Origin of the sequence: Seramator thermalis, from assembly GCF_004138125.1 — a bacterium.
GTDB lineage: Bacteria > Bacteroidota > Bacteroidia > Bacteroidales > Dysgonomonadaceae > Seramator > Seramator thermalis.
This window is the reverse complement of the sequence record NZ_RXHS01000002.1, coordinates 65838-89445: the sequence shown is the minus strand read 5'-3', so window position 1 is coordinate 89445 and position 23608 is coordinate 65838. Positions and strand designations below refer to the sequence as shown.

The window sequence follows — 23608 nt, the reverse complement described above, 5'->3', positions numbered from 1 at the left end:
AATATGGATGTTATGCAAAACAAGAAACAATTAGATATTTCATACACAGATGAAGATCTCTTTGTTTTAATGTCTTATAAGGAAGAAAATGAGGCTGAGGCAAAGGACGCTTTTCGTATTTTTTATAAGCGATACAAGAACTTGCTATGGTCTTTATGCTATGGCGTTTGCGCGAAGTTAGATATTGAGAACGGAGCGGAGTTGGCACAAGATGTCTTTAGTAACACTATGATGACTATTTATGCGCATCCAACATATGATTCTAAGAAAAGTAAGTTGTCAACATGGATGTCAAAAATAGCCTATAACGAGACTCTTGATTTAATCAAAGAATATAATCTGAATGACAGAAAAAATATCCCCTTGAAAGAGGATGTAATAACTTCTACTTCTGATATTGAAGATGATATTGTTGATTACGAGACACCTCAAAAGAAAATTTTAAATGATGCATTGAGTTTGTTATCTGAAAGAGACCGAGAAATTTTACTTACCTGTTTTCTATATCAGGAAGAAAATAAACATTTGCCGGATGAAGTTTTAAGTGAGTTAAGCAATAGATACTCGACTACACCTGCTAATATTAGGCAAATCAAAAAAAGAGCTTTGGATAAAATTAAAGCGCATATTATCCAAAACTCCACTTGTCAAACGATTAAATCATAACAACAATGACAAAAAAAATAAAAATACAGGATGCGGATTTTGAAGCATATCTTGAAAATGCACTGAAATCACATGGGTACCTATTCCCTACAACAGATGAACAGATGTCCGTTTTTGAAGAAAATATAGACTATATTCCTTTGCCCAAAGAATTAGGATCTCCTGATTTTGTATTTGAGGACAAAAAGCAGACACTAAAGAAAAGAGTAATTGCAATAGACAATTCAGAGGGAGAAAGGAATTGGGCATTAGCTGCAAGAGAAGGGAAAGATATCCCAGAAGATATGCTTGCGAAAATGAAAAGAGATAAAGAAGAAGCTAAGAAAAAGAAGAATGACAATAGATAATGCTCGAAAAAAAGAATTAGCTGAATTAGCTGAATTTATATCTATTGATTATTGTCCACATAGTATGGTGTTGCCAGAACTCATTGCCGAAAAATCTGGTGTAACGTATAATTATGGAGAATATGGAGATTGTTTTGATGGTCTTTTAGAACATGATTCTAAAGATTTTCATGTTTATTTGAATACACAAAATATTCAATCGACAGACAATGCACGACTTCGATTTTCATTTGCTCATGAATTAGGACATTTTTTTATTGATGAACATCGTAATGCTCTAAAAAAAGGGAAGTCTTTGCATAAATCATATTACAGATTCCAGAGGAAAAATATCGTAGAAATGGAGGCTGATCATTTCGCTTCAAACTTACTAATGCCAACATCTCGTTTTAAACAAGCTGTTCAAACACGAAAATTTGATTTTTCTTTGATAGAATCGTTGACAAAGGAATTTGGAACAAGTCTTTCTGCGACATTACTTAAATATATAGAAATTGACGCATACCCTATTATGGTAGTTTTTTCAAGAGATAATATGATTGAATATAGTTGGAAATCAAATGATTTCCCATATAAGTATTTCATTGAGCATTCGTCAAAAAAGACTCCTCCTCTTACTGTTGCTGGAGATTATTTTAATAATGGACTCAAATGTGATGATACTGAAATTGTAGAAGCTTCCGAATGGTTTAGCTCATATGATGACATAAGAGGAATTAAACTCTTTGAAAAGTGCATTTTCCCAAATTATGGCAAAATCGCTATAAGTATTATTTGGCAATAATATAAATATCTAAAGCCACTTCAAAACATTTGCTGCCACCTTTCCTCAAAGGGTGGCAGTTTTTTGTATGTCGGGCATGGTATTAAGCTTGCAGGATGTAAGTTCCTGTATGTGCCGAGTTGATAGGAAACATTAGCGACTGGCAAGGGTGTTGCGGGCAACTGCAAATCTGAAAGAAGCCATCAGCAAAACTGAGGTTCTGACGCACAGAAATCTGATATAAGGCTCATTTGGGAGGGCAACCGAGCAATGGATTGGGAACGCCCAAACTTCAACCGTAACTCTTATGAGTAAATCAGGCAGAACGCAGTGAAAGTTTAATATCTTATCCCGAGAGGTCTTATAAGAGGCACCAACAGTGCAGGACTTATAGCGATGTAATTCTAAGTCTTATAAGAAGTCAGCAGAAGACATAGTATTTTATGAAGTGCACACTCATAAAAGAAGGTCTGAATCTTTTAATTTAAGGAGCAGTTAGTTCAAAATTTGTTCTATGAAGCGACAGCAAGTTACAGCATACCAGTCAGACCTGTTCACATTAGCAGTCAAGGATTCTGTATGCCCTTGTGTAGATAGTGAAGCCGTAAGCCGAGCTAATACATCAAAGGCGTTGCAAGTAGAAGAAGCAGGCGAACAAGAACGAGCCTTAACCCTTGATTTAATGGGAGCGGTATTGTGTCACAGCAATATCACCCAAGCCTACAAACAGGTAAAGCGCAACAAAGGTGTAGCAGGAATAGACCAGATGAAAGTAGATGAATTTGCCACGTGGTATCATACTCATGGCGAATCCTTACTATCACAACTCCGTGAGGGAACATATATTCCCCAAGGCGTTAAGCAGGTTGAGATTCCCAAGCCTAACGGCGGTAAACGCAGGCTGGGCATTCCTACGGTAACCGACAGGGTTATCCAGCAAGCCATTTCCCAAGTCTTAAGCCCTCTCTATGAAAGAGATTTTTCTGACTATAGTTACGGATTCCGTCCTCAGCGAAGTGCACATGATGCACTAAAGAAAGGTTGCGAATACGTACAGACAGGCAGGATGATAGTTGTGGATATCGACTTAAAGACATTCTTTGACGTTGTCAATCATGACCGTCTGATGTATATGTTATCACAGAAAATTGGGGATAAAACCCTTTTGAAGCTGATACGCAAATACCTTCAGAGCGGAATCATGACAGGGGGTATTGTCAGCCAACGCATCGAAGGGACGCCCCAAGGCAGTCCTCTCTCCCCCTTATTATCCAACATAGTTCTTGATGAACTGGATAAAGAGTTAGAGAAACGAGGACACAAATTTGTTCGATATGCTGACGATTGCAACATCTACGTACGCAGCCAAATGGCAGGCGAGAGAGTAATGGAATCGGTAAGTAACTTTATCGATAGCAAACTAAAACTACTTGTCAACAGAGACAAGAGTCAGGTTTGCGAAGTGTTTCAAACCAAATTCTTAGGTCACACCATCCAAATCGATGGTTATCTAACCATAGCAAAGCAAAGCATTGAACGCTTTAAGGACAAAGTACGCAGTATAACCAAACGTAACAGAGGCGTGAAGTTTGAGCAAATAATTGCCGAATTGCAACCCCTTATGCGAGGCTGGCTGAACTACTTCCGTTATGCCCGATGTAAAGGCTTATTAAAGAATCTCGATTCATGGATACGCAGAAAACTTCGGTGCTACAGGTTAAAGCAGTGCAAAAGGGTAATCACCTTGCAACGTTTCCTTGAAAGTCGGGGAGTTGATAGCTGGCAAAGCTGGATATTAGCTCTCTCGGGTAAAGGACACTGGCGCAAGTCAGGTTGCCCCCAAACACATCAGGCTCTTAGCAATAAATGGTTTGAATCAGTAGGTCTATACAACCTCACATTAAATTACGAGAGATTAAACAATTAAAAGAAACCGCCCGGTGCGAGAGCAAGCCGGGTGGTGTGAGAGGGCGGGGGAGTAATCCCCCTACCTACTCGATTATCTTCCATTTTGGTGAATTATCAATTCCCAACGCCACACGCTGCCAAATCGAAGCCACACACTGCCACCTCACAAAAAACCAACCGCTAACACGCTGATTAAGCCTACTTTTATTCTGCATTAATAGTGATGCAGAACAAAAAAACAGTTTAATCATGGATGAAAAATTAAATCCAAAAGACAAAGTTCTCCTGATGCGAGATGAAGGAGAAGGCAACAAACTCAAAGTAGTGAAAGGCATTGATAAGAAAGGAAAAATTGATGCCATTGACCCCATGAAGGCGAAAGAAACCGATTTTCTCAAAATCGATAAACACGCCGACCCTATCGAAAACTTTTTCAAGAACTTCTTTAATCAGGCTAAAAATCCCTCACATACGGGATTTTATGCCGTAACTGTCGATATGCTTGACAAAATCCTGCATATCAACGAAGAAGACTTGCAAAAGTATCGTATCAATCCGAAAGATTATATGAATCAGCAGGAGCAATCGACCAAAGAGAGTGAAAAACAAGTTCAACCCGAAAAGAAAGAAGAAAAAATGGACACAGCAACCGAACAGAAAGCCGAATTTAAGCAATTCGACACCAACCGTATTCCTGAAAGCGAATATCAGAAGTACGGCATTAAGCCCGAAGGTTTAGAGAGCGAACTCAAAGCCATGAGTTATGGGTATAAGTCCCCGCACTTGGTGGATATCAATCCCAAAATCGAGGGCGTGGATTATCCGATGAAAGCCCGCCTGTCATTGGAAGAACAACCCGACGGCAGCCTGAAATTCGTTCCGCATCCACAGCAACAACAAGTTGATTTGGAAAAGCCGTTTCAGGGAATTATGCTACCGAACGATGTAAAGGAAAACTTACTGGCAACGGGTAATAGTGGTCGTGTAGTCGAACTGGAACCAAGACCAGGCGAAAAAGTTCCGTCGCTTGTATCTATTGACAAACTAACCAACCGTTTGGAAGCTGTACCGCTTGATAAACTTACCGTTTCTCAAAACCTGAAAGGTGCGGAACTATCTCCTGAACAACAACAGTCGCTCAAAGAGGGAAAGAAAGTATTAATCGAGGGCATGACCTCTAAAAATACAATCGGTACGGACAATCTCCGAAAATTCGATGCTTATGTTCAGTTCAATGCTGCCAAAGGCGGTTATGATTTTTCCTACGACGGATTAAACCGCAATAAGTATCAGCAAAACAACAAGCAGGAGCAGAACCAAAACGGAGAACAGCAAAATAAAGTCCGTATTCCTAAAAATCTATTAGGAGTTGATTTGAGCGAGAAGCAGCAGAATACGCTTCGTGAGGGAAAAGCAACTTATGTTCAAGGCATGGTAAAAGACGGAAAGGGCGAGCCTTTCAACGCTTATGTAAAGGTCAATACCGAAAAAGGCAAACTCGACTTTTTCAAATGGAATCCCGACCGAGCGAAGAAACAGGGTGCGGAAGTAAAACCTGCCGAAGCAAGCAAAACGCAGGTAGCAGTCAATTCGCAGGGCAAAACCAACGAAGCTACCAAGCATTCCAACGAACCATTGAAACAAGGTCAGCAAAAGCCTACCGAGAATCAGAACAAAGAACAAAAGCAACAGCAAGGAGTTAAAAAGCCTGTAAAAAAATCCACAGGACATAAAATGTAATATCAACCACTAAAAAAATCCAATAGTAAATGAAAGTAATAATTGCAGAAAAACCAAGCGTAGCCCGTGATATAGCGGCTATCGTTGGTGCAAGTAACCGCAAAGACGGTTATTTGGAAGGTAACGGATATGCTGTTACATGGGCATTCGGCCACCTCGTAGGGTTGGCAATGCCGCAGGATTATGGTATCACAGGATTTCAGGCTGAAAACCTGCCGATACTCCCCACAGAATTTAAGTTGCTGCCCCGTCAGGTTAAGGACGGCAAAGAATACAAACCCGATGCGGGTGCATTAAAGCAACTTAAAGTTATCAGAGAGTTGTTTAATAAATCCGACCTCATTATAAATTGCTGTGATGCAGGTCGAGAGGGCGAAGCCATTTTCCGCTACATATATAATTATCTGGAATGCCGTAAGCCTTTCGACCGCCTTTGGATAAGTTCGCTTACCGATTCGGCTATCCGCAAAGGATTGGAGAACCTACGTCCGGGAAAAGAGTACGACAACCTGTACGCTTCAGCAAAAGCCCGGAGCCAAGCCGATTGGGTTGTCGGAATAAACGCTTCACAAGCCCTTTCGGTATCGGCAGGCTACGGGGTATGGTCGTTAGGTCGTGTACAAACACCCACACTCGCCATGATTTGCAACCGATACCTCGAAAACAAAGAGTTCAAGCCGCAAACCTATTTTCAGGTAAAGTTACACACGGCAAAAGATGCAACACAGTTCGCCGCTATTTCCACAGAACGATACAATACGAAACAGGACGCAGACACAATCTTAGAGCGTATCCGCTCGTCAGAATCCGTCAGCGTCGTAAACGTAGAAACAAAGCAAGGAAGTCAGGAACCGCCATTGCTCTACGACCTGACCACCTTGCAGAAAGAAGCAAACAGCCGCCATAGTTTTTCAGCAGATAAAACCCTGTCGGTTGCACAATCGCTTTATGAAGCGAAGCTCATTTCCTATCCGAGAACGGGAAGCCGTTATATTTCCGATGATGTGTTTGCCGAGATACCTACCCTTATCGGTCAGCTATCCAATCATGCTTCATTCGGCAATTATGCAAAAACGTTATCGGGAGCAAGTCTGAACAGGCGTTCGGTAAACGACAAAAAAGTTACCGACCACCACGCACTGATAATCACGGAAAACACGCCGAAAGATATTTTAGCCGACCAACGTATTATATACGATATGATTGCCGCCCGTCTGTTGGAAGCCTTTTCTGATAAATGTACCAAAGAAAACACAAGCGTTTCTTTGGATGCTTCGGGCATTTTGTTTTCGGTCAAAGGTAGTGTTATCCTTACTCCCGGTTGGCGTGCCGTATTGAACGCACCCGATGAAGAAAAAGGCGAAGACGATGCTCCGGCACTTCCGTCTTTATCTAATGGCGATGTCCTTTCCATTAACGGAACGGACTTATTGGAGAAACAAACCAAGCCCCGACCGTTACACACAGAAAGTAGTCTGCTTTCTTCAATGGAAACCTGCGGTAAAGACCTTACTAACGAGGAAGAACGGGAAGCAATCAAAGAATCAGGTATCGGAACACCTGCTACCCGTGCGAGTATTATAGAAACGCTGTTCTCCCGTGAATATATTGTACGTGAGAAAAAATCCCTCGTTCCGACCAATAAAGGGTTGGTCGTCTATTTGGCTGTTCAGAGTAAAAAAATTGCGGACGTTTCGATGACGGGCGAATGGGAAAGAGCCTTGAACAGCATTGAAAAAGGCGAAATGGATGCCGATACGTTCCACAGGGGAATTGAAGTGTATGCCACACAGATTACTTCCGAATTGTTGGATATTAAAATCGAAGGCGGCGGTAGTCAACGTGAATGCTGTCCGTGTCCCAAATGTAAAAACGGTCAGGTTGTTTTCTATCAGAAAGTCGCCAAGTGTCAGAACGAAGCCTGCGGATTGACCGTATTCCGGAACAAGTCAAGCAAAGACTTGACCGATGGTCAACTGAAAGACTTGCTTACCAAAGGCAAAACAGGTACTATCAAAGGCTTTAAGAGCAAAGAAAACAAACCTTTTGATGCTGCGGTAGCTTTTGATGCGGAGTATAAAACGGTATTTGAGTTTCTTCCGAAGAAAGGCTTCAATAAAAAACGCAAATAAAATCGCTATCTTTGCCACTAAGAAAGTTCATACGTCACAGGTTTGATGAGTAATTGTTAAATCAGGTGCTATTGAATTTTTTTAGTGGTGGCACTGGGGAGGGATACCCCAGTGCCTTTTACTCTTTTCAGCCACATTATGTTTACCGCTTGTTGAACTAAACCCGCATACGCGGGTAGCATTTGACAAAAGTACCTGATTCTTTATATATTCGAAGATTATTCATCACAAAAATTCCCGAATATGAGAAAGAAATCAGGTTTTACTTTTGTCGAGCAGGCTATTGTGCTTGTTCCTGAGTTTGAAATGGTTGTCCACAAACTGGAACAACAGGTTACGTTACGGGGGCAGAGTCGGAGTACTTTACAAAACTACATCCGCAGAATTGCCCTTTTTGTCATTCATTTTGGCAAGCTTCCCGAGAAGATTGATCCCGAAGAGATCAATGAATACCTGGCCGCATTGGCGCGTGATCCCCGATCTCCCTCGCGAAGCAGTTTTAAACATATGGTGTACGGGCTGCGCTATTATTATCGCTTGTTGGGTATGAATCGTGAAGCCATCGCTTTGCCATCACTTAAAAAAGATTCGAAGCTGCCCGTGATACTGAACCGGCAAGAACTGAAAGAGTTGTTCGCTGCCCCTACACTGCTCAAACAACGAATAGTGCTCACATTGATTTATTCGGCCGGATTGAGAGGCCAGGAGGTGATTAACCTGAAGATCTCCGATATCGACTTTGAGCGTAGAACCATTCATATCCGCCAGAGCAAGTACAAGAAAGATCGCGTTGTTCCATTGGCTGACAGCATGGCTATGGGATTGAGAAAATACCTTAAAGCCGAAAACCCTCATCTCTGGTTGTTCAACGGTAAAGAACCTGACGGTCGATACAGCGTGCGCGGGCTCTCCTGGGTGATGCGTGAGAACCTCAAAAAGACATCCATCGCAAAAGAGGTAAACCTTCATTCACTACGACACTCGTATGCCACCCACCTGCTTGAACAGGGGCTGAACATTGTTACCCTGAAAGAGTTGCTCGGTCATGCCGATATCACCACCACCATGATTTACCTTCACGTAGCTCAATGTCCGCTTATTAAACCACACAGTCCGCTCGATTCCTTGTACAACTTCACCAAAAAATGAGAACAAGGTTTGAACTGGCCGATGTGGTTCATCGGTTTGCTCCTTCGCTGCATGACCGCGGAAAGCTTACTCCCCTTCAAGAAAAGGTGTTTGCTAAAATTGCACTCTGTAGAACCGCTGCTCTTGGCGGACACGAGGAGGTGTGTGACAACTGCGGCACGATTCGTTATAGCTATAACAGTTGTGGCGACAGGCATTGTCCCAAATGCCAGGCAGCCAAACAAGCCTTCTGGGTTGACGAGTTGGTGCAAAGCACACTGCCCGTGAGGCATTATCATGTCGTTTTCACTGTGCCCGACCATTTAAATGTCCTTTGCCTGCATAATGGAAGGATGTTTTACAACCTGCTATTTTCGGCCGTATGGCACACCCTGAACAGCTCTGGATACTCGCACTATGGTGTCGGGACCGGAGCAATAGCCGTGCTTCACACATGGGGTCAGAACCTCACACTTCATCCGCATATCCATTGTCTCGTCCCGGCTACCGGATACTCCCTGGATGGACGGTGGAAAAATATCGGTCATGGAGGGAAGTTCCTTTATCCTGTTCATCAGATGAGCAGTGCGTTTAAATCCAAGTTCCTGGACAGCCTCAAACGTGCTTTGCGCGAACAAAACCAGTTGATGCTCTTCAATGACCAGATTCAGCGTGCATATAGCACTCCCTGGGTGGTCCATTGTCAGCCCTCGATGGCAAGTGCTGAACATGTGGTGAGATACCTGGGGCAATATACCCATCGGGTTGCCATCACTAACCAGCGTATCGTGAATATCACTGATGAAAAAGTAACCTTTATTGCCAGGGATTACCGACAAGGAGCGGCTAAAAAGTACATCACTCTCGGTGATGTGGAGTTCCTGCGCAGATTTGCCCAGCACATCCTCCCACGCAGATTTGTAAAAATCCGACGTTACGGTATCTACAACCACACGGCAAAACGGAATCTGGGAATCAAGTTCAGGGTAGAAGATGAATCCGAAGGCAATAACAAATCAAAATCCCGGAAAACGATTGAATCGAACATTGAACGTTTCGAAAGACTTACCGGTATCAATCCTTGTCATTGTCCGGTGTGTAAAATGGGTCAAATGATTAGAATCAGAAAGCTGCCTCCCATACGTTCTCCTCCAGGAGCCACTTTCATACAGACTCATCCCCAACTTTAACTATCAAAACCAAATGCGCCTAAAGGTGCACAGGGTAGGATATGTCATCTTGTTAAGAATAAGCGATCACAGAAACTTCTCTTAATCCTGATTGATCCATAAAAACTGATTCCGGAAAGCACAAAAACCTGCAAAATTTCAAAGATCGCTTGTCTATTTTTCCTTCAGAAAAACAAAAACTTTCATTAAGTACATAGCACTGAATAACGGTGGGTGTAGTTCAACACCGACTCATCGCTGGGTCGTGCCGACCGCTCAGAGTCCTATTTATTGGCGGTTCGTTGTTTATTATTTCCTTCTATTTTTTTAATTTTTCTACTGTTTGTTTTACAGCAACTTCGTTTGATATTGGTTTATAATTAAAAAATTTATTGAATTTAGAGCTGTCAAAATAATAGTCTCGGTCATATTGGTAATTCATTTCGGCTAATTCTGCCATCATTGGTACAAATATCCCAAGCCCTTTAATCAACCAATTGGGTAAAATGCTATATTTTGGTTCACAATTCATTTCTCTTGCAAAAAGTTCTATCCATTCCTTTCCTGTTATTTTATGCGAGTCAGTCGGTAAGTTCCATATTTGGTTGTATGTTTGTTCTGTATTACCGAGCATTGCAGTTCCTTTTGCAAGTTCTGGCACATAACCAAAGCTGTGTACTTTTTCTGCATTGCAAAACCATTGAGCTTTTTTAGCTTTTAAAAATTTGTCATAAACCAAGTTCATAATTATACTGTTTGCGCGTGAAGTGCCACCAAAAAAATCGGGGGCTCTTGCAATAATTGCTTGTAAATTATCTTCATTAACACTTTTTAAAATCTGTTTATCTATTTCGGCTCTAATTTCTCCCTTTTTGCTTGTTGGACTTAAAGGTGATGATTCCGTTATATGATTTACATTGTCTCCACCAATTGCATAAATATTATCAAAAAAAACAAGTTTTGAATTGTATTTCAAACAAGCATTAATAACTGATTGCATAAAAGGTACCCAATTTTGTTTCCAAATCTTTGTTTTGTATGGAAAACCAATAGTTACATAAACGATTGATGAACCTTCAATTGATTTGAATACATTTTCTTTTTGAGTTAAGTCAGAGGGAAATAAAATGTCAGTTGGATTTACTTTTTTTGGATTTCTACTCACTAATTTTATTTCAGTTGAGTATTTTGTCAACTCTTTAGCAAGTTCGATTCCAATTGCCCCGTTTGCTCCTAATATCGTTTGTGTCATTAAGTTAAATTATATATTTGGTTTTTGTGAAAGGATGTCGTTTTTTACAATGACCGCCAACGGTCACATGTATGAAACGTTGGGGATTGCGGGCTTCGTCTCTGTCTGCCGTTGCAAAAGCTAATGTGGGGCAGAAACTTTCATATAACCACTTAAACCCCAATGTTTTATACATGATGTGTGCGCCCTGCATGAGCAGAGCGCACCTGCTGCAAGCAACAGTAAAATTTCAAAATTACAAATAATTTTGGTTAAACAATGCTCTAAGCAGGTGTATTTTTCCAGGGGGTGCAAGTCCCTTATGCACGGGGTCGTGCCCGAAGCATTAGCAAGTCGCATGCTGGTTGTTGGTGACGACAGCAGTGAAGGAAGCGAGACTGCAAAATCCGGTACTGACGAACAGAAACGGTATATGAGGCATAATTGTCTTGGGTAAGCAACCACATCATTGTAACGCCCAAAAGGTAGTTTGTGGACAGATATGTAGATACCGCAGGGATTGGAGGAAGGAAAAAGCTCTTACCGGGGGAGATCTCTAAGCAGTAAAATGTAATGAGAAGTCAGCCGAGGTCATAGTAATTACGGAAAACGAGCCGGCAAGTGATAGAAATCCAGAGAGTCGGAGGTCTCACGAACGTAATGAAGGACTGAACGTTAAGAAGTTTTTAATGCGACATGGATTTTCAGCAATGAAATAGCCTGTAGCAAGCGAAACAGGGCAAGAGAAGATGATTAAATGAGCAAACAAAAACGAAATGGAATTGATCGAGCAAGTGATTAACCGTCACAACATGATGCGTGCATTGCAACAGGTCAGGCAGAACAAAGGTTCGGCAGGAGTTGACCGGATGCCTGTAAGCGAACTATACGACCACCTGACAAAGAACAGGGAAAGTATAGGGCAATCATTGTTAAATGGCACTTACTTGCCACAACCCATTTTGGGGGTAGAGATACCCAAGGGAAATGGGAAGACACGTCTTTTAGGTGTGCCTACCGTGGTTGACCGAATGCTTCAACAAGCCGTAGGGCAAGTTTTAGCCAACCGGTTCGAAATGGAATTTGAGGATTACAGTTATGGATTTCGCCCGAATAAGAATGCCCTGCAAGCGGTACTCAAAGCATTGGAGTATATAAACAATGGTTATCAGGATATAGTAGACATTGACCTGAAGAGCTTCTTTGACGAAGTAGACCACTGCATTTTGCTGCAATTGTTGTATCGCAAGGTAAAATGCCCGCTTACGCTGCGTCTTATCCGCAAATGGCTGCGAGCGCCGATTTTAATCAACGGGAAGTTAGTCAAACGCCGAAAAGGAGTACCACAGGGCAGTCCGCTGAGCCCGATTCTCTCCAATATCATGTTAGATGAATTGGATAAAGAATTAGACAGACGTGGATTAAAGTCTGTCCGCTATGCTGACGACTTTAGCATTTATTGCAAAAGCCAATGGCAAGCCCGCAAAACAGGCAACGAGATCTTTCTCTTTCTAAAGAGTAAACTACACCTGCCTATTAATCGGGAGAAAAGTGGAATCCGTCGCCCCGTAAACTTTTCGCTATTAGGATATGGTTTTGTGCCCACTTACAAAAAGGGGGAAAAAGGCAAATACCAGCTGGTGGTAAGCGGCAAAGGATGGAAAAACCTGAAACTAAAACTCAAAGCCATCACCCGAAAAACCACACCCGCCAGTTTCGATGAGCGTATCCACAAACTGAAAGAAGTACAGCGAGGCTGGCTTCAATACTACCGCATGGCAAGTATCCAGGAAAAACTCAAAGATGTGGATGGGTGGGTGCGTAACCGGTTACGTTGCTGTATCTGGAAACAATGGAAGAAATCCGAACGAAGACGGAAAAACCTGATACGTTTGGGCGTTGACCTTGAACACGCATACAGCCACAGCCGTAGCCGAATGGGTACATGGGCGGTCGCCTGTAGCCCTATTTTGAAAACCACCATCACGGTGGAACGTCTGCAACAACGCGGTTACGAACCTATGTTTACTTATTATCAGAAAATTGCTCCATTTCTTAACGAACCGCTGTATACGTGAACCGTACGTACAGTGGTGTGAGAGGCTCTCCCCGTCAGCCAAGGCTGGCGGGGCAGTCTACTCGATTAGCAACTGGGCGTTGATTCTTCCAGTCTGTTTTTCAGTCATTTAAGGTTTTGTTAATTGTCTTTTCTGTCCGCACGAAACTGTCAACGGAGCACAAATTTATTTTGTTTTTTTTGTGGGAGGGCAACCCTAAAACCGCCCTTAAAGGCGGTTACTTGGGCTGGCTTTGTAAGCTCTTTGGCAAGCTTTGGTCGTGCGGCAGCTCGTGGGGCTTGCCAATGTGCTTACAAATAGGGTGGGCTTTTCCATCAGCTTCTCACTGTTTTACCCAATGCTTCTAACAACTGCGGATTATCCTCTAAACCAATCTTTGCTACTGCATAGAATTCACTCATCCAATCATCTGTTTTGGCAAATGCAGCATCTTTTATTTTTGTTGCATCTTGTGATTCCCCTTTTTCTTTCAGATAAATTGCTCTTGCTGCTTCTAATCCAGATATTAGGGTGTTTGCTGCTGTCAAGTCGTCAACTGATATTTTTAAACGAGCTAATTTACCTTGAATAGCAGAATCGGCAGATGCAACACTGTAAAACTTCTTTGCTGCTTCTAACCATTTTATATATGTCCGTGGCATTACGCCTGAAATGGCTAATTTATCTGCGATTAATGAATCATTTCGGAATACAACTTTAGCTTTTTTTCGATGGGTGTTAAATGTGTCTTCTAATTGCTCCTTTTTACTTGAAAAATCTGCGTAAGCGGCAGATGTTTCATCATCTTCGGTTTTGTTTGCATCGTATGCAGTCCGGGTTTTTGTAAGCAATGCTTTACCTTCTGCGATAACTACTGAATCATAACCTAAATCAGCCATAATAGCCGCAATTTCAGGTTGGGTCTCCGCATTTTCCAAAGCTACCCGGTACAATTCCAAAGTTGCTGTGTCTGTAAGTTTTGTTCGTGATGCCATAATTAAATTTTTAAAGGTTAATAATTAATTACATTTGGTTTTTTCCCTTTTACAATTCTGTTTTTCAGTCTTACAATTGCGTTACTCCCACCGACATTTTCTCTATTCGGATTTGAAATTGATTTTTCCGACCGTACTGCAATATTTCCCCTACTTGCCAGTCTTTTTTTCCTTTCTACTATTGCATTTTTCAAACTTACAACTGCTATTTTTCAACTTGATGTTGTATTTGTAAAACCAAATGTTAAATATAATGAAAATACTTTTTGTAGGAACTCAGTTGCATTTCCGTTTTGTTAAAAAATCAGCAGCAACTTTCATTCTTTTGAATGGAAGGGCATTTTGCCGAACCATACGAACAATACACACAGCAATCTCCCTGTTTTGGTTTCAGAATGGTATGGCAATTTTCACATTTATAAAAGAATTGGCAAGAATCCATGGGCATGGTTTCTTTCTTCTGAAAGTCACAATTTGGACAGCTTATTATTGACTCTAAAATTACTTCCATATCTATTTTCCAAGTTTTAATATCCTGAAAGCCCCCCTGACCACAATTAAAAAAACAATTGCACCAATGATTAAATCAGGATACTTTGATTGGGTCAACAAAACCAATACTCCTGCTGCGATAACACCAGTATTGATAATAATATCATTCGATGTGAATATCATCGTGGCTTTCATGTGTGCTTCTTCACTTTTTGATTTTTGTAATAAATAAAGGCAAACGGAATTGGCAATTAATGCCAATATGGAAACAATAATCATGGTTTTGAAATCCGGCACAGCTTCGAAACTGATAAATCTGCGTATTACTTCTATAAGCCCAATCAATGCTAAAGCCAGTTGAAAATAGCCACTCAGCTTTGCCACTTTTTTCTTACGGAACACAGTTGAACCGACAGCCCAAAGGCTAAGACCATAAACAAGTGCATCTGCCAGCATATCCAACGAATCGGCAACCAAACCCATAGATTTAGAAATAAAACCCGTGGTAATTTCAATAATAAAAAATGCAAAGTTGATAATCAAAACCGTCCAAAGGAGTTTCGATTGTACCGATGAATTGTCCTTGAATTCATCCGCTTGGACAACAATTGTTTCTTGGAGTTGCGACCCTAAATTGAGTTCTTTCAGGTGATTCTCAATTTCAGAGCTTTCTTCAGAATGAAAGACAGTAAGTTTTCGGTTTTCAATATCGAACACCAAACTTTTAATCATGGAAAGCCCTTCGAGTTTCATCCTGATAAGGGTTTCCTCGGAAGGGCAGTCCATTTTGGAAATGTGAAATGTACTCTTTTGCATATAGTTATTTTTTGTAGGCCAACAACCTCAAGGCATTAAATACCACAACAAGGGTTGAACCTTCGTGAATAACTACGGCAAGGCCTATGCCGGCCAGCCCAAAGATGGTTGCCGGAATAAGTAAAGTAACGATACCCAGGCTAATCCAGAGGTTCTGTTTTATAATACTTGTTGCTTTTCTGCTCAGGCCGATAGCAAAGGGAAGGGTTTCCAGTTTGTCGCCCATTAGGGCAATATCAGCGGTTTCGAGTGCCACATCAGAACCGGCCGCGCCCATGGCTATGCCCACGGTGCTATTGGCCATTGCGGGGGCATCGTTTACGCCATCGCCTACCATTGCCACCTTCGATTCCTGCTCTTGCAGTTTCTTTATGGCATCTACTTTTTCCTCTGGCAACAGGCTGCCCCATGCATCGGTCAAGCCTATTTCTTTGGCAACGGCATCGGCCACTTTCTGGTTGTCGCCCGTGAGCATGACCATCCGTTTGATTCCGATTTTCTTTAATTGCACCAGCGTACTTTTTGCTTCTGCCCTCGGGGTGTCCATTAAGGCGATGATGCCTACATAATCGTCATTCCGGCGAATAAGCATGGTGGTGTTCCCTTCGGCTTCGAGGGCTTTTACTTCTTCTACAATGTTTTTGGAAGGTTTTTTATCATCGAGGGCTTCATACAGTTCCAGGTTGCCTATATATACTTTATCATTCCCCAGTGCTGCCTTTATGCCTTTACCCAAAACGGCTTCCAAATCTGTGGCCTCGGGAATACTATTTCCTTCCAAACGTTTTTTACCGTCCCTTACCACCGCCTTTGCCAAGGGGTGGTCGCTCAGGTTTTCCACGGCAATTGCCATTATCAGCAATTCATTCTCATCGGTATTGTTCAGCGGAACTACTTTAGTGAGTTTTGGTTTGCCTTCGGTAAGTGTCCCGGTTTTATCGAAAGCCAGGGCGGTCAAAACCCCCAGGTCTTCCAACGGTCGCCCGCCCTTGATAAGCACCCCGCTTTTTGCGGCCCTGGCCACCCCGCTCAATACCGCACTGGGCGTGGAAATGGCCAGAGCACAAGGGCTGGCGGCTACCAGGACTGCCATGGCCCTGTAAAAGCTGTCGCTAAAATTTTCGTCTATGACCAAAAAAGCACCGAGCAATACAACCACCAATCCCAAAACAGCGGGAACGAAGTATTTCTCGAATTTATCGGTAAACCGCTGGGTGGGTGATTTCTGCGTTTGAGCTTCATTTACAAGCTTTACCAAACGGGAGAGGGTAGAATCTTTAGCTTCCTTAATAACCTTAACATCTAATGTGTTGTTACCATTGATTGTGCCCGAATAAACCCTGTTTTCGTCACTGATGTTTTTTTCGTTGGAATAGTCTTTTTCGGGATCTTCAACCGGTATTTTATCCACAGGAATACTTTCGCCCGTGATGGGGGCCTGGTTCACACTGCCTTCGCCGCTAACCACGACGCCATCTGACGGGATTTTGCTGTGTGGCTTCACCACGATGATATCGCCTATACACAGTTTTTCAACACCTACTTCTTCAATCCTCCCGTTCTTTTTTAGAAAGGCGGTTTTAGGGGCAAGTTCAGCCAAAGCAGCAATAGATTTACGGGCTTTGTTCATGGCATATTGTTCGAGGGCATGGCCCATACTGAATAAGAACAGCAGCAAAGCGCCTTCGGCCCATGCACCCAGTATAGCTGCACCAATAGCGGCAACCAGCATCAAAAAATCAATTTCAAATCCACCTTTACGTACGGCTTCGAACGCTTCTTTGGTAGTGTAGAAACCGCCAAAGAAATAAGCTCCGATGTACAACGATAGGCTTACCCATGAAGAGACTGCATCTACGAAAGAAAGGCCAAAACCAATGGTCAGCAATATTCCCGAAAGGATAGAGAAAACCAACTCCGTATTTTTACCAAACAGGCCGCCATGGGTATGTTCATGTTCTTCTCTTTCTTTTTCTTTGTGTTCAGGCTTCTTGTCTTTCGGTGCTTTCTCTGTTTCTTTGATGCCGCGAAGATATTCCCCGGCTTTTAAGGCAGTATCAGTTATTCCGAGGTCTTCTTTTCGTAAGGCTTTAACGATTGCCGCTTCATCCATCTGGCTTGTGTCGAACTCAGCCCGTACCATTCCCGAGGCAGAAACCGATACTTCAATCATACCGTTTAAGTCGCGCAGGTTACGCTCGATGCCGCGCGCATGGCGCGGGTGGCGGATACCTTCTACGCCGATGAGCTTGTGCCCGATTTTTTCGGTAATGGATGCCCCGGTTTGCCGGGCAATTGAACGTACGCGGTCCATGGAAATCAATTCCGGGTCGTAATGAAAACAAAGCTGGGGTACACCATTATCAGCAGCTTCTGATACGTGCACTTTTTCCAGTCCTTTTTGCTCCTGAAGCATTGAGATAAGCTCCTGAACGCATTGGTCTTTTTCGTCCGGCACTTCGGGTAAAATGAGTGGTATTTCTAATTTCAGTTTTTTCATCTCATAAAATTTTAATGTTCGTGTTCAGTTTCTTCTTTTTTCATATCGGCCAATAGATAGTAAGCCGCATTTAAAACCACCTGTGTGTTTTCAGGTAAGGAGTTAATCAGTTGTATTTCTGTATAACCTTCGTCTTTTAAACCGGGAATGACCTCTACCATTCTGAAAGCCATCTTTTCTTGAGTTGCATCATCATCGTCTGCATCGCCATGTTCATGCCCCTCATGATTTCCTTCTTCAACTTGTGCTTCTTTATCCTCATCGTGTCCGGCATGTTCGGTTTCGCTGTGCCCTTGTTCTTCAATAGCTTCATTGTCCAAAATAAAAATGAAGGATTTTGTCCCTTCGGAAACAATGGCATCGTTGGGCAAAGCCCTGGTATATTTTTCATCTGTATGCAAATGCCCCGAAATGTACATGCCGGGTATAAGCCCAGAAACTTTTTCATTGATTTTTGCATGGATATGAACTGCCCTTGAATTGGCCTCAAACTCTTTTCCAATGGCAAAAACGGTTGCTGTTAATTCTTCATCGGGGCGGTTCGAAACCGTAAAATGAACTTTCTGGCCTTCTTTTACCAAATGCACATCTTTTTCATAAACCATAAAATCGGCATGAATTGCGGTGTTGTCAGTTATTTCAAGCAGTATGTCTTTTGCATCAACATAAGAGCCTACTTTTATATTAACTTCATTTACAAAACCGTTTATTGGTGAATTAATGTTTATGGTATTTGAAATATTGCCCTGCATAATTTTATCGGGCGAAAGATTCAGCAATTGCAGGCGTGATTTTAATCCTTCGTATTTTGCTTTTGCCGTATTGTATTCCGCTTTTGCCTGTTGGAAGTCTTGGCCTGCACCAACATTGTTTTCAAACAATTCTTTTTGGCGTTCAAATTCCTGTTCCAGAAATTCAAGCCTGTTGGCAACTTCGGCAAAACTTTCCTGTAAGGCAATGTAATCCGGATGTTCAAGTACTGCCAATAATTGACCCTTGCTTACCCGGTCGCCATGGAATACTTTTATCTCTTTTACATTCCCGCCAATAACAGCTGTAATATCGGCGCTGTTTGCAGGAGGTACTTCGAGTTGCCCGTTTGACTTTACTACCGTGGTTAGGTTGCGCATTTGAAAAGACCCCAATTTTAATTTCAGGGCTTCCCGTTGGTTTTTATTTAATATCACAATGCCTTCGGGGCTATGTTCTTCGTGTTCTTCGCCTTCTCCGGCTGTTTTGTTTTTTGTGTTGCACGATATTAATGTGGCGATTGCCATCAATGCTATAATTATTTTTGTATTCATCGTTACTATATTTTGTTGATTATTTACCTGTTATGAATTTTAATTGGGCAGACAATTCGAAGTATTCTGCCTGTTGCATTAAAAAATCTTGTTTTGTCCGTATGGCTGCTTCTGTGTTCTGAATAAACTGGACATAGTCGATACTGCCTAAACGGTACGCCAGGTTGGAAGCCTGAATTTGTTCGTCGGCCAGAGGCAATGCTTCTTTTTGATAATAGTTGATAACCTGTTGCAAAGTAAGGTAACGGCTGATTTGCTCGTTGTACCCGGCTTTCAGTTCCAGTTCCTTTTGCTCGTACTGTTGGTTTGCAATTTGGAAGTCAATTTTTGAAGCTTTGGTTTTGCCCGATTGTGAAAAGAAAGCCAGCGGGACAGAAATACCTACTTCCCATCCATAAAATCCTGAATTGCCGTCAACCGATTGCCATTTATAACCCAAGTTTAACTTTGGAAGGAAATTGGCCTTTTCAGCTTTCCACGCCGATTCTGCTACATCAATTCCGGTTGAATAGTAATCAAGTAAAGGGCTTGCACCCAAAGAATCAGTTCCTGAAACAAGTTCAAAAACATATTGTCCTAAATCCTGAGTATTCACATCAACAGCCCCCGGATATAGCAGGTATTGGTTAAGGATTTGCAAGCTTGCCAAATAGTTACTTTCGGCTTTCCTTAAATTCACCTGCAATTCTTTGTATTTGGCCGATGCCGAAAGATATTCGATTTTTGAAATTGCCTGTGTATTGTAACGCAACTCCGCAGCTTTCTGAAAATCGGTGTACAAGGTGTCAAGGTCTTTAAATAGTTGCCATTGCTGTTTGGCATGGACTGCATTGTACCAGGCAAGACTAACATCACGAGCCAACGAATATTCGGTAAGTTCCTGACCGGATAAAGCTTGTTTTGTACGGCTGTTTGCAAGCTTTCTTTTAGCCGGTATGCCGAACAGGTCAATGTCTGTTTGTCCAATCCCGATTTTGTTTTGAATACCCGGTGCGTTGTTGCCTACTTCTTCTTTCCCGGTATAAATCGAAGTCGTTCCCAGTTCGTATGCCGTAGCTTTTAATGCTTCCTGTTTGTCAACTTCCAATTTGGCTGCCTTAATTGCCGGATAGTTTTCTTTTGCCCTTTCAATGGCTTGTGGCAATGTTATCGTAGAATCCTGCGCATTGGCATTTCCTGAAATTCCCAAACCTGCAATCACAACAAGAACGGTAAACATCCCTAAAGCTGTTTTTGGCATTTTTATTTTTTTAACGCCACTTTCAACAAATTTATAGAGAATAGGTAGCACAATAAGCGTCAACAAGGTTGATGTCAACATTCCTCCAATCACCACAGTAGCCAAAGGGCGTTGAACTTCTGCTCCTGCCGACGTGGAAACCGCCATAGGCAGAAAGCCCAGAATATCGGTTGAAGCTGTTAATAAAATTGGACGGATACGCCGGATTGAACCTTTTTTAATAATGTCGTTTATATGGAGTTTGCCTTCTTCTTTCAATTCATTAAAACCGCTAATCAACACTAAACCGTTAAGTACCGCAACGCCAAACAGGACGATAAAACCTACGCCAGCCGAAATACTAAAAGGCATATCACGCAAATAGAGCGAAAATATACCCCCAACAGCGGCAAACGGCACAGCCACATAAATCATTAGCGTTTGTTTAAACGACTTTACAGCGAAGAAAACCAACATGAAAATTAATGCCAAAGCAAGCGGAACAACCAGCGACAAGCGTTTTGAAGCCCTTTCGAGGTTTTCGAACGCACCGCCATATCGGATATAATAGCCGGTTGGCAGTTCTAGTTTTTCATCTAAGACAGATTGGATTTCTTCTACAAGCGATTTCACATCCCTGTCGGCAACATTAATCCCCACGTAGGTTCTACGGTTGGTATTGTCGCGGCTAATTTGCATCGGTCCTGGCTGGTAACTAATTTCGGCCACTTCTTTTAAGGGAATTTGATTACCATCGGGAAGGGTTACAAATAAATTCCTGACATCGTCAATACTTGTGCGGTGTTCCTCATCCAGTCTCACAACAAGGTCGAACATCCGCTCGCCTTCGTAAATGCTTCCGGCAACGCCACCACTAAAAGCGGACTCAACAATGGTATTGAGTTCCTTAATCTTCAGGTTGTAGCGGCCAAGCTTGTTGCGGTCGTAATGAACGGTAATCTGTGGCAATCCTCTTGTGGCCTCTGCTTTTACACCAGCCACACCATCAATACCAGAAACCAGCCCAGCAATTTCCGTAGCTTTATCAGCCAGTAATTCCAAATCATCGCCATACAGTTTAATGGCCACATCTTCACGGATACCAGTTAACAGTTCATTGAAACGCATTTCAACAGGTTGACTGAATTCATAATTGATACCGGGTAATACGCTGATTTTTTCTCTAACTTTATCAATTAATTCTTCTTTCGATGCGGCTTTTGTCCATTGTTTCTGAGGATTTAAAATCACAAATATATCTGCAATGTCCAAAGGCATTGGGTCCATGGGTAAATCTGCCACACCAATCCTGCTTTGAATACTTTCTACTTCATCAGGAAAGTTTTCCAAGACAATTTGTTCCAGTCGGGTAGAAGTTTTTGTGACTTCGCTCAATGAAGTTCCCGGCTTTAAAAATGCCTGAAAAGCAAAATCGCCTTCATCGAGTTTTGGGTTAAATTCGGCTCCCATCCGTGTAAACAGAAAACTGCCGGAAATCAAAAGCACAAAAGCAATTGTTATTACAATCCAACTTCTTTTCAATGACCAACCGATTACGGGAGTGTAAGCATTTTCGAGTTTCCCAATTATTTTATCGCCCCAGGTTTTTTTGTCTGTTTTAGGTGGTTGGAGGAATAAGGCTGCCATCATTGGAATATAGGTAAGGCACAATATTACCACGCCCAAAACGGCAAATCCAAAAGTCATAGCCATTGGTATAAACATTTTACCTTCAACACCCTGCAAGGCTAAAACCGGGATGAAAACAATCAAAATAATCAACTGACCAAAAAATGCTGAGTTCATCATTTTGCTTGACGAATTATAGGCAATTTCGTTTCGTTTCGCCTGGTCAAGTTTTGTTCCGATAAGGTTTTTACGATGGAGGTAAAATATCATGGATTCAACAATAATTACTGCACCATCTACCAATATCCCGAAATCGAGCGCCCCCAAACTCATCAGGTTAGCCCACACCCCAAACAGGTTCATCATGATAAATGCAAATAGCAAGGCCAGCGGAATGGTTGATGCCACAATTAAACCGCCCCTTAAATTCCCGAGGAAGATAACCAGCACAAAAATAACAATCAGCGCACCCAACGACAGGTTTTCGGCAACGGTAGATGTGGTACTTTTAATGAGCTTACTGCGGTCAAGAAAAGGTTTAATTTCAACACCATCAGGCAGTGATTTTTGAATTAAAGCCATTCGCTCTTTTACATCCTTAATCACATCGTTTGAGTTTTCGCCTTTCAGCATCATCACGATTCCGCCAACGGCCTCTCCCTTTCCATCTTTGGTAAAAGCACCATAACGGACAAAACTTCCGAATTTCACTTCTGCCACATCCCTGATGAAAATGGGTTGCCCGTCAATGTTTGCGACCAAAGTGTTTTTAATATCATCCAACGAACGCATCAACCCTTCGCCACGGATAAAGTTGGCCTGAAAATTTTTCTCGATATATGCGCCGCCTGTGTTCTGATTGTTGTCGTCAAGTGCTTCAAAAATATCCGAAATGGCTAAACCCATACTTCTGAGTTTATCAGGATTAACAGCGACTTCGTATTGTTTACCCCTGCCCCCAAAAGAGTTTACTTCTACCACTCCGGGCAGCATAGCCATTTGTCGTTTTACAATCCATTCCTGCATGGTGCGCAGTTCCATGTCGTTATAAACGGTATCGTAACCGGGTTGCACTTCAAGCGTGTATTGATAAATTTCGCCTAATCCGGTGCTGATTGGCGCCATAAACGGTTCCCCAAATCCCTGTGGAATTTTTTCTTTCACTTCGGCTAAGGCTTCACTTACCAACTGCCGGGGAAGATATGTCCCGGCGCTTTCTTTGAAAACAATGGTTACAACCGAAAGCCCAAAACGTGACACACTTCGTATTTCGGTCACGTCGGGCAGGTTCGCTACTGCCAATTCTACCTGATAGGTTACAAACTGTTCAATGTCTTCCGTGCCCAAATTGGGTGCGGTGGTAATTACCAAAACCTGATTGTTTGTAATGTCAGGTGTGGCGTCAAGTGGCACTTTCGTCATGGAATATATTCCACCGATAATCAGTCCGATTGTCATCAGCCCGATAAGTGCCTTATTCTTTATTGAAAAGGATATTATACTATTTATCAT

16 protein-coding genes are annotated in these 23608 nt (G+C 42.2%); 9 read left to right on the top strand and 7 right to left on the bottom strand.

Annotated elements, in window-relative coordinates:
- Positions 1 to 12 precede the first annotated feature (12 nt).
- The 8 genes from EJN84_RS02460 to EJN84_RS02425 all read left to right on the top strand — a co-directional run bounded on the left by EJN84_RS02460 (position 13) and on the right by EJN84_RS02425 (position 9874).
- Positions 13 to 666, top strand: a complete 654-nt coding sequence (locus tag EJN84_RS02460) for an RNA polymerase sigma factor (protein ID WP_165004010.1) — start codon at positions 13 to 15, stop codon at positions 664 to 666.
- A 5-nt stretch (positions 667 to 671) separates the two neighbouring features.
- Complete coding sequence (locus EJN84_RS02455; RefSeq protein ID WP_129593949.1) at positions 672 to 1013, top strand: hypothetical protein; 342 nt, start codon at positions 672 to 674, stop codon at positions 1011 to 1013.
- Positions 1000 to 1797 (top strand): ImmA/IrrE family metallo-endopeptidase, encoded by a 798-nt coding sequence (locus EJN84_RS02450; protein WP_129593948.1) that lies wholly within the window; start codon positions 1000 to 1002, stop codon positions 1795 to 1797. Before EJN84_RS02455 ends, EJN84_RS02450 begins: the two co-directional genes overlap by 14 nt.
- Positions 1798 to 2458: 661 nt before the next feature.
- On the top strand, positions 2459 to 3703 hold the full coding sequence (ltrA, locus tag EJN84_RS02445) for a group II intron reverse transcriptase/maturase (protein WP_129594178.1): 1245 nt from the start codon (positions 2459 to 2461) through the stop codon (positions 3701 to 3703).
- Between the two features lie 230 nt (positions 3704 to 3933).
- Positions 3934 to 5424 carry a DUF3945 domain-containing protein gene (locus tag EJN84_RS02440; RefSeq protein WP_129593947.1) on the top strand — a complete coding sequence of 497 codons (1491 nt, stop codon included), beginning with the start codon at positions 3934 to 3936 and terminating at the stop codon, positions 5422 to 5424.
- A gap of 29 nt (positions 5425 to 5453) precedes the next feature.
- The gene (locus EJN84_RS02435; RefSeq protein WP_129593946.1) at positions 5454 to 7556 is read left to right on the top strand and encodes a type IA DNA topoisomerase; all 2103 of its coding nucleotides are present in this window, start codon (positions 5454 to 5456) and stop codon (positions 7554 to 7556) included.
- Positions 7557 to 7799: 243 nt separating this feature from the next.
- Positions 7800 to 8705 carry a tyrosine-type recombinase/integrase gene (locus EJN84_RS02430; protein ID WP_238943904.1) on the top strand — a complete coding sequence of 302 codons (906 nt, stop codon included), beginning with the start codon at positions 7800 to 7802 and terminating at the stop codon, positions 8703 to 8705.
- The gene (locus tag EJN84_RS02425; RefSeq protein WP_129593945.1) at positions 8702 to 9874 is read left to right on the top strand and encodes an IS91 family transposase; all 1173 of its coding nucleotides are present in this window, start codon (positions 8702 to 8704) and stop codon (positions 9872 to 9874) included. Before EJN84_RS02430 ends, EJN84_RS02425 begins: the two co-directional genes overlap by 4 nt.
- Positions 9875 to 10172: 298 nt before the next feature.
- Here the strand turns inward: EJN84_RS02425 and EJN84_RS02420 are convergent, their stop codons facing one another.
- Positions 10173 to 11105 carry an NAD-dependent epimerase/dehydratase family protein gene (locus EJN84_RS02420; protein ID WP_129593944.1) on the bottom strand — a complete coding sequence of 311 codons (933 nt, stop codon included), beginning with the start codon at positions 11103 to 11105 and terminating at the stop codon, positions 10173 to 10175.
- 755 nt (positions 11106 to 11860) lie between these two features.
- Here EJN84_RS02420 and ltrA (EJN84_RS02415) point away from each other — a divergent pair.
- Entirely contained in the window at positions 11861 to 13162 is a 1302-nt protein-coding gene (gene ltrA, locus EJN84_RS02415; RefSeq protein ID WP_238943903.1) for a group II intron reverse transcriptase/maturase, read from the top strand.
- A 314-nt stretch (positions 13163 to 13476) separates the two neighbouring features.
- Here ltrA (EJN84_RS02415) and EJN84_RS02410 read toward each other — a convergent pair whose 3' ends face one another.
- The 6 genes from EJN84_RS02410 to EJN84_RS02385 form a co-directional block, all read right to left on the bottom strand.
- On the bottom strand, positions 13477 to 14136 hold the full coding sequence (locus tag EJN84_RS02410) for a hypothetical protein (RefSeq protein ID WP_129593943.1): 660 nt from the start codon (positions 14134 to 14136) through the stop codon (positions 13477 to 13479).
- A gap of 304 nt (positions 14137 to 14440) precedes the next feature.
- Positions 14441 to 14647 carry a GDCCVxC domain-containing (seleno)protein gene (locus EJN84_RS12480; protein WP_116496662.1) on the bottom strand — a complete coding sequence of 69 codons (207 nt, stop codon included), beginning with the start codon at positions 14645 to 14647 and terminating at the stop codon, positions 14441 to 14443.
- A gap of 2 nt (positions 14648 to 14649) precedes the next feature.
- Positions 14650 to 15444: a cation transporter gene (locus EJN84_RS02400; protein WP_129593942.1), complete on the bottom strand. Its 795-nt coding sequence runs from the start codon at positions 15442 to 15444 to the stop codon at positions 14650 to 14652.
- A gap of 4 nt (positions 15445 to 15448) precedes the next feature.
- A complete protein-coding gene (locus EJN84_RS02395) occupies positions 15449 to 17944 on the bottom strand; it encodes a heavy metal translocating P-type ATPase (RefSeq protein ID WP_129593941.1) in 2496 nt (831 codons plus the stop codon).
- Positions 17945 to 17955: 11 nt separating this feature from the next.
- On the bottom strand, positions 17956 to 19248 hold the full coding sequence (locus EJN84_RS02390) for an efflux RND transporter periplasmic adaptor subunit (RefSeq protein ID WP_129593940.1): 1293 nt from the start codon (positions 19246 to 19248) through the stop codon (positions 17956 to 17958).
- Between the two features lie 19 nt (positions 19249 to 19267).
- Entirely contained in the window at positions 19268 to 23608 is a 4341-nt protein-coding gene (locus tag EJN84_RS02385; RefSeq protein ID WP_129593939.1) for a CusA/CzcA family heavy metal efflux RND transporter, read from the bottom strand.

What these genes read in the sequence shown, in the direction of transcription:
- EJN84_RS02460 (WP_165004010.1), top strand. Translation starts at nt 13, where the DNA reads ATGCAAAACAAGAAACAATTAGATATTTCATACACAGATGAAGATCTC.
- EJN84_RS02455 (WP_129593949.1), top strand. Translation starts at nt 672, where the DNA reads ATGACAAAAAAAATAAAAATACAGGATGCGGATTTTGAAGCATATCTT.
- EJN84_RS02450 (WP_129593948.1), top strand. Translation starts at nt 1,000, where the DNA reads ATGACAATAGATAATGCTCGAAAAAAAGAATTAGCTGAATTAGCTGAA.
- ltrA (WP_129594178.1), top strand. Translation starts at nt 2,459, where the DNA reads ATGGGAGCGGTATTGTGTCACAGCAATATCACCCAAGCCTACAAACAG.
- EJN84_RS02440 (WP_129593947.1), top strand. Translation starts at nt 3,934, where the DNA reads ATGGATGAAAAATTAAATCCAAAAGACAAAGTTCTCCTGATGCGAGAT.
- EJN84_RS02435 (WP_129593946.1), top strand. Translation starts at nt 5,454, where the DNA reads ATGAAAGTAATAATTGCAGAAAAACCAAGCGTAGCCCGTGATATAGCG.
- EJN84_RS02430 (WP_238943904.1), top strand. Translation starts at nt 7,800, where the DNA reads ATGAGAAAGAAATCAGGTTTTACTTTTGTCGAGCAGGCTATTGTGCTT.
- EJN84_RS02425 (WP_129593945.1), top strand. Translation starts at nt 8,702, where the DNA reads ATGAGAACAAGGTTTGAACTGGCCGATGTGGTTCATCGGTTTGCTCCT.
- EJN84_RS02420 (WP_129593944.1), bottom strand. Translation starts at nt 11,105, where the DNA reads ATGACACAAACGATATTAGGAGCAAACGGGGCAATTGGAATCGAACTT.
- ltrA (WP_238943903.1), top strand. Translation starts at nt 11,861, where the DNA reads ATGGAATTGATCGAGCAAGTGATTAACCGTCACAACATGATGCGTGCA.
- EJN84_RS02410 (WP_129593943.1), bottom strand. Translation starts at nt 14,136, where the DNA reads ATGGCATCACGAACAAAACTTACAGACACAGCAACTTTGGAATTGTAC.
- EJN84_RS12480 (WP_116496662.1), bottom strand. Translation starts at nt 14,647, where the DNA reads ATGGAAGTAATTTTAGAGTCAATAATAAGCTGTCCAAATTGTGACTTT.
- EJN84_RS02400 (WP_129593942.1), bottom strand. Translation starts at nt 15,444, where the DNA reads ATGCAAAAGAGTACATTTCACATTTCCAAAATGGACTGCCCTTCCGAG.
- EJN84_RS02395 (WP_129593941.1), bottom strand. Translation starts at nt 17,944, where the DNA reads ATGAAAAAACTGAAATTAGAAATACCACTCATTTTACCCGAAGTGCCG.
- EJN84_RS02390 (WP_129593940.1), bottom strand. Translation starts at nt 19,248, where the DNA reads ATGAATACAAAAATAATTATAGCATTGATGGCAATCGCCACATTAATA.
- EJN84_RS02385 (WP_129593939.1), bottom strand. Translation starts at nt 23,608, where the DNA reads ATGATAAATAGTATAATATCCTTTTCAATAAAGAATAAGGCACTTATC.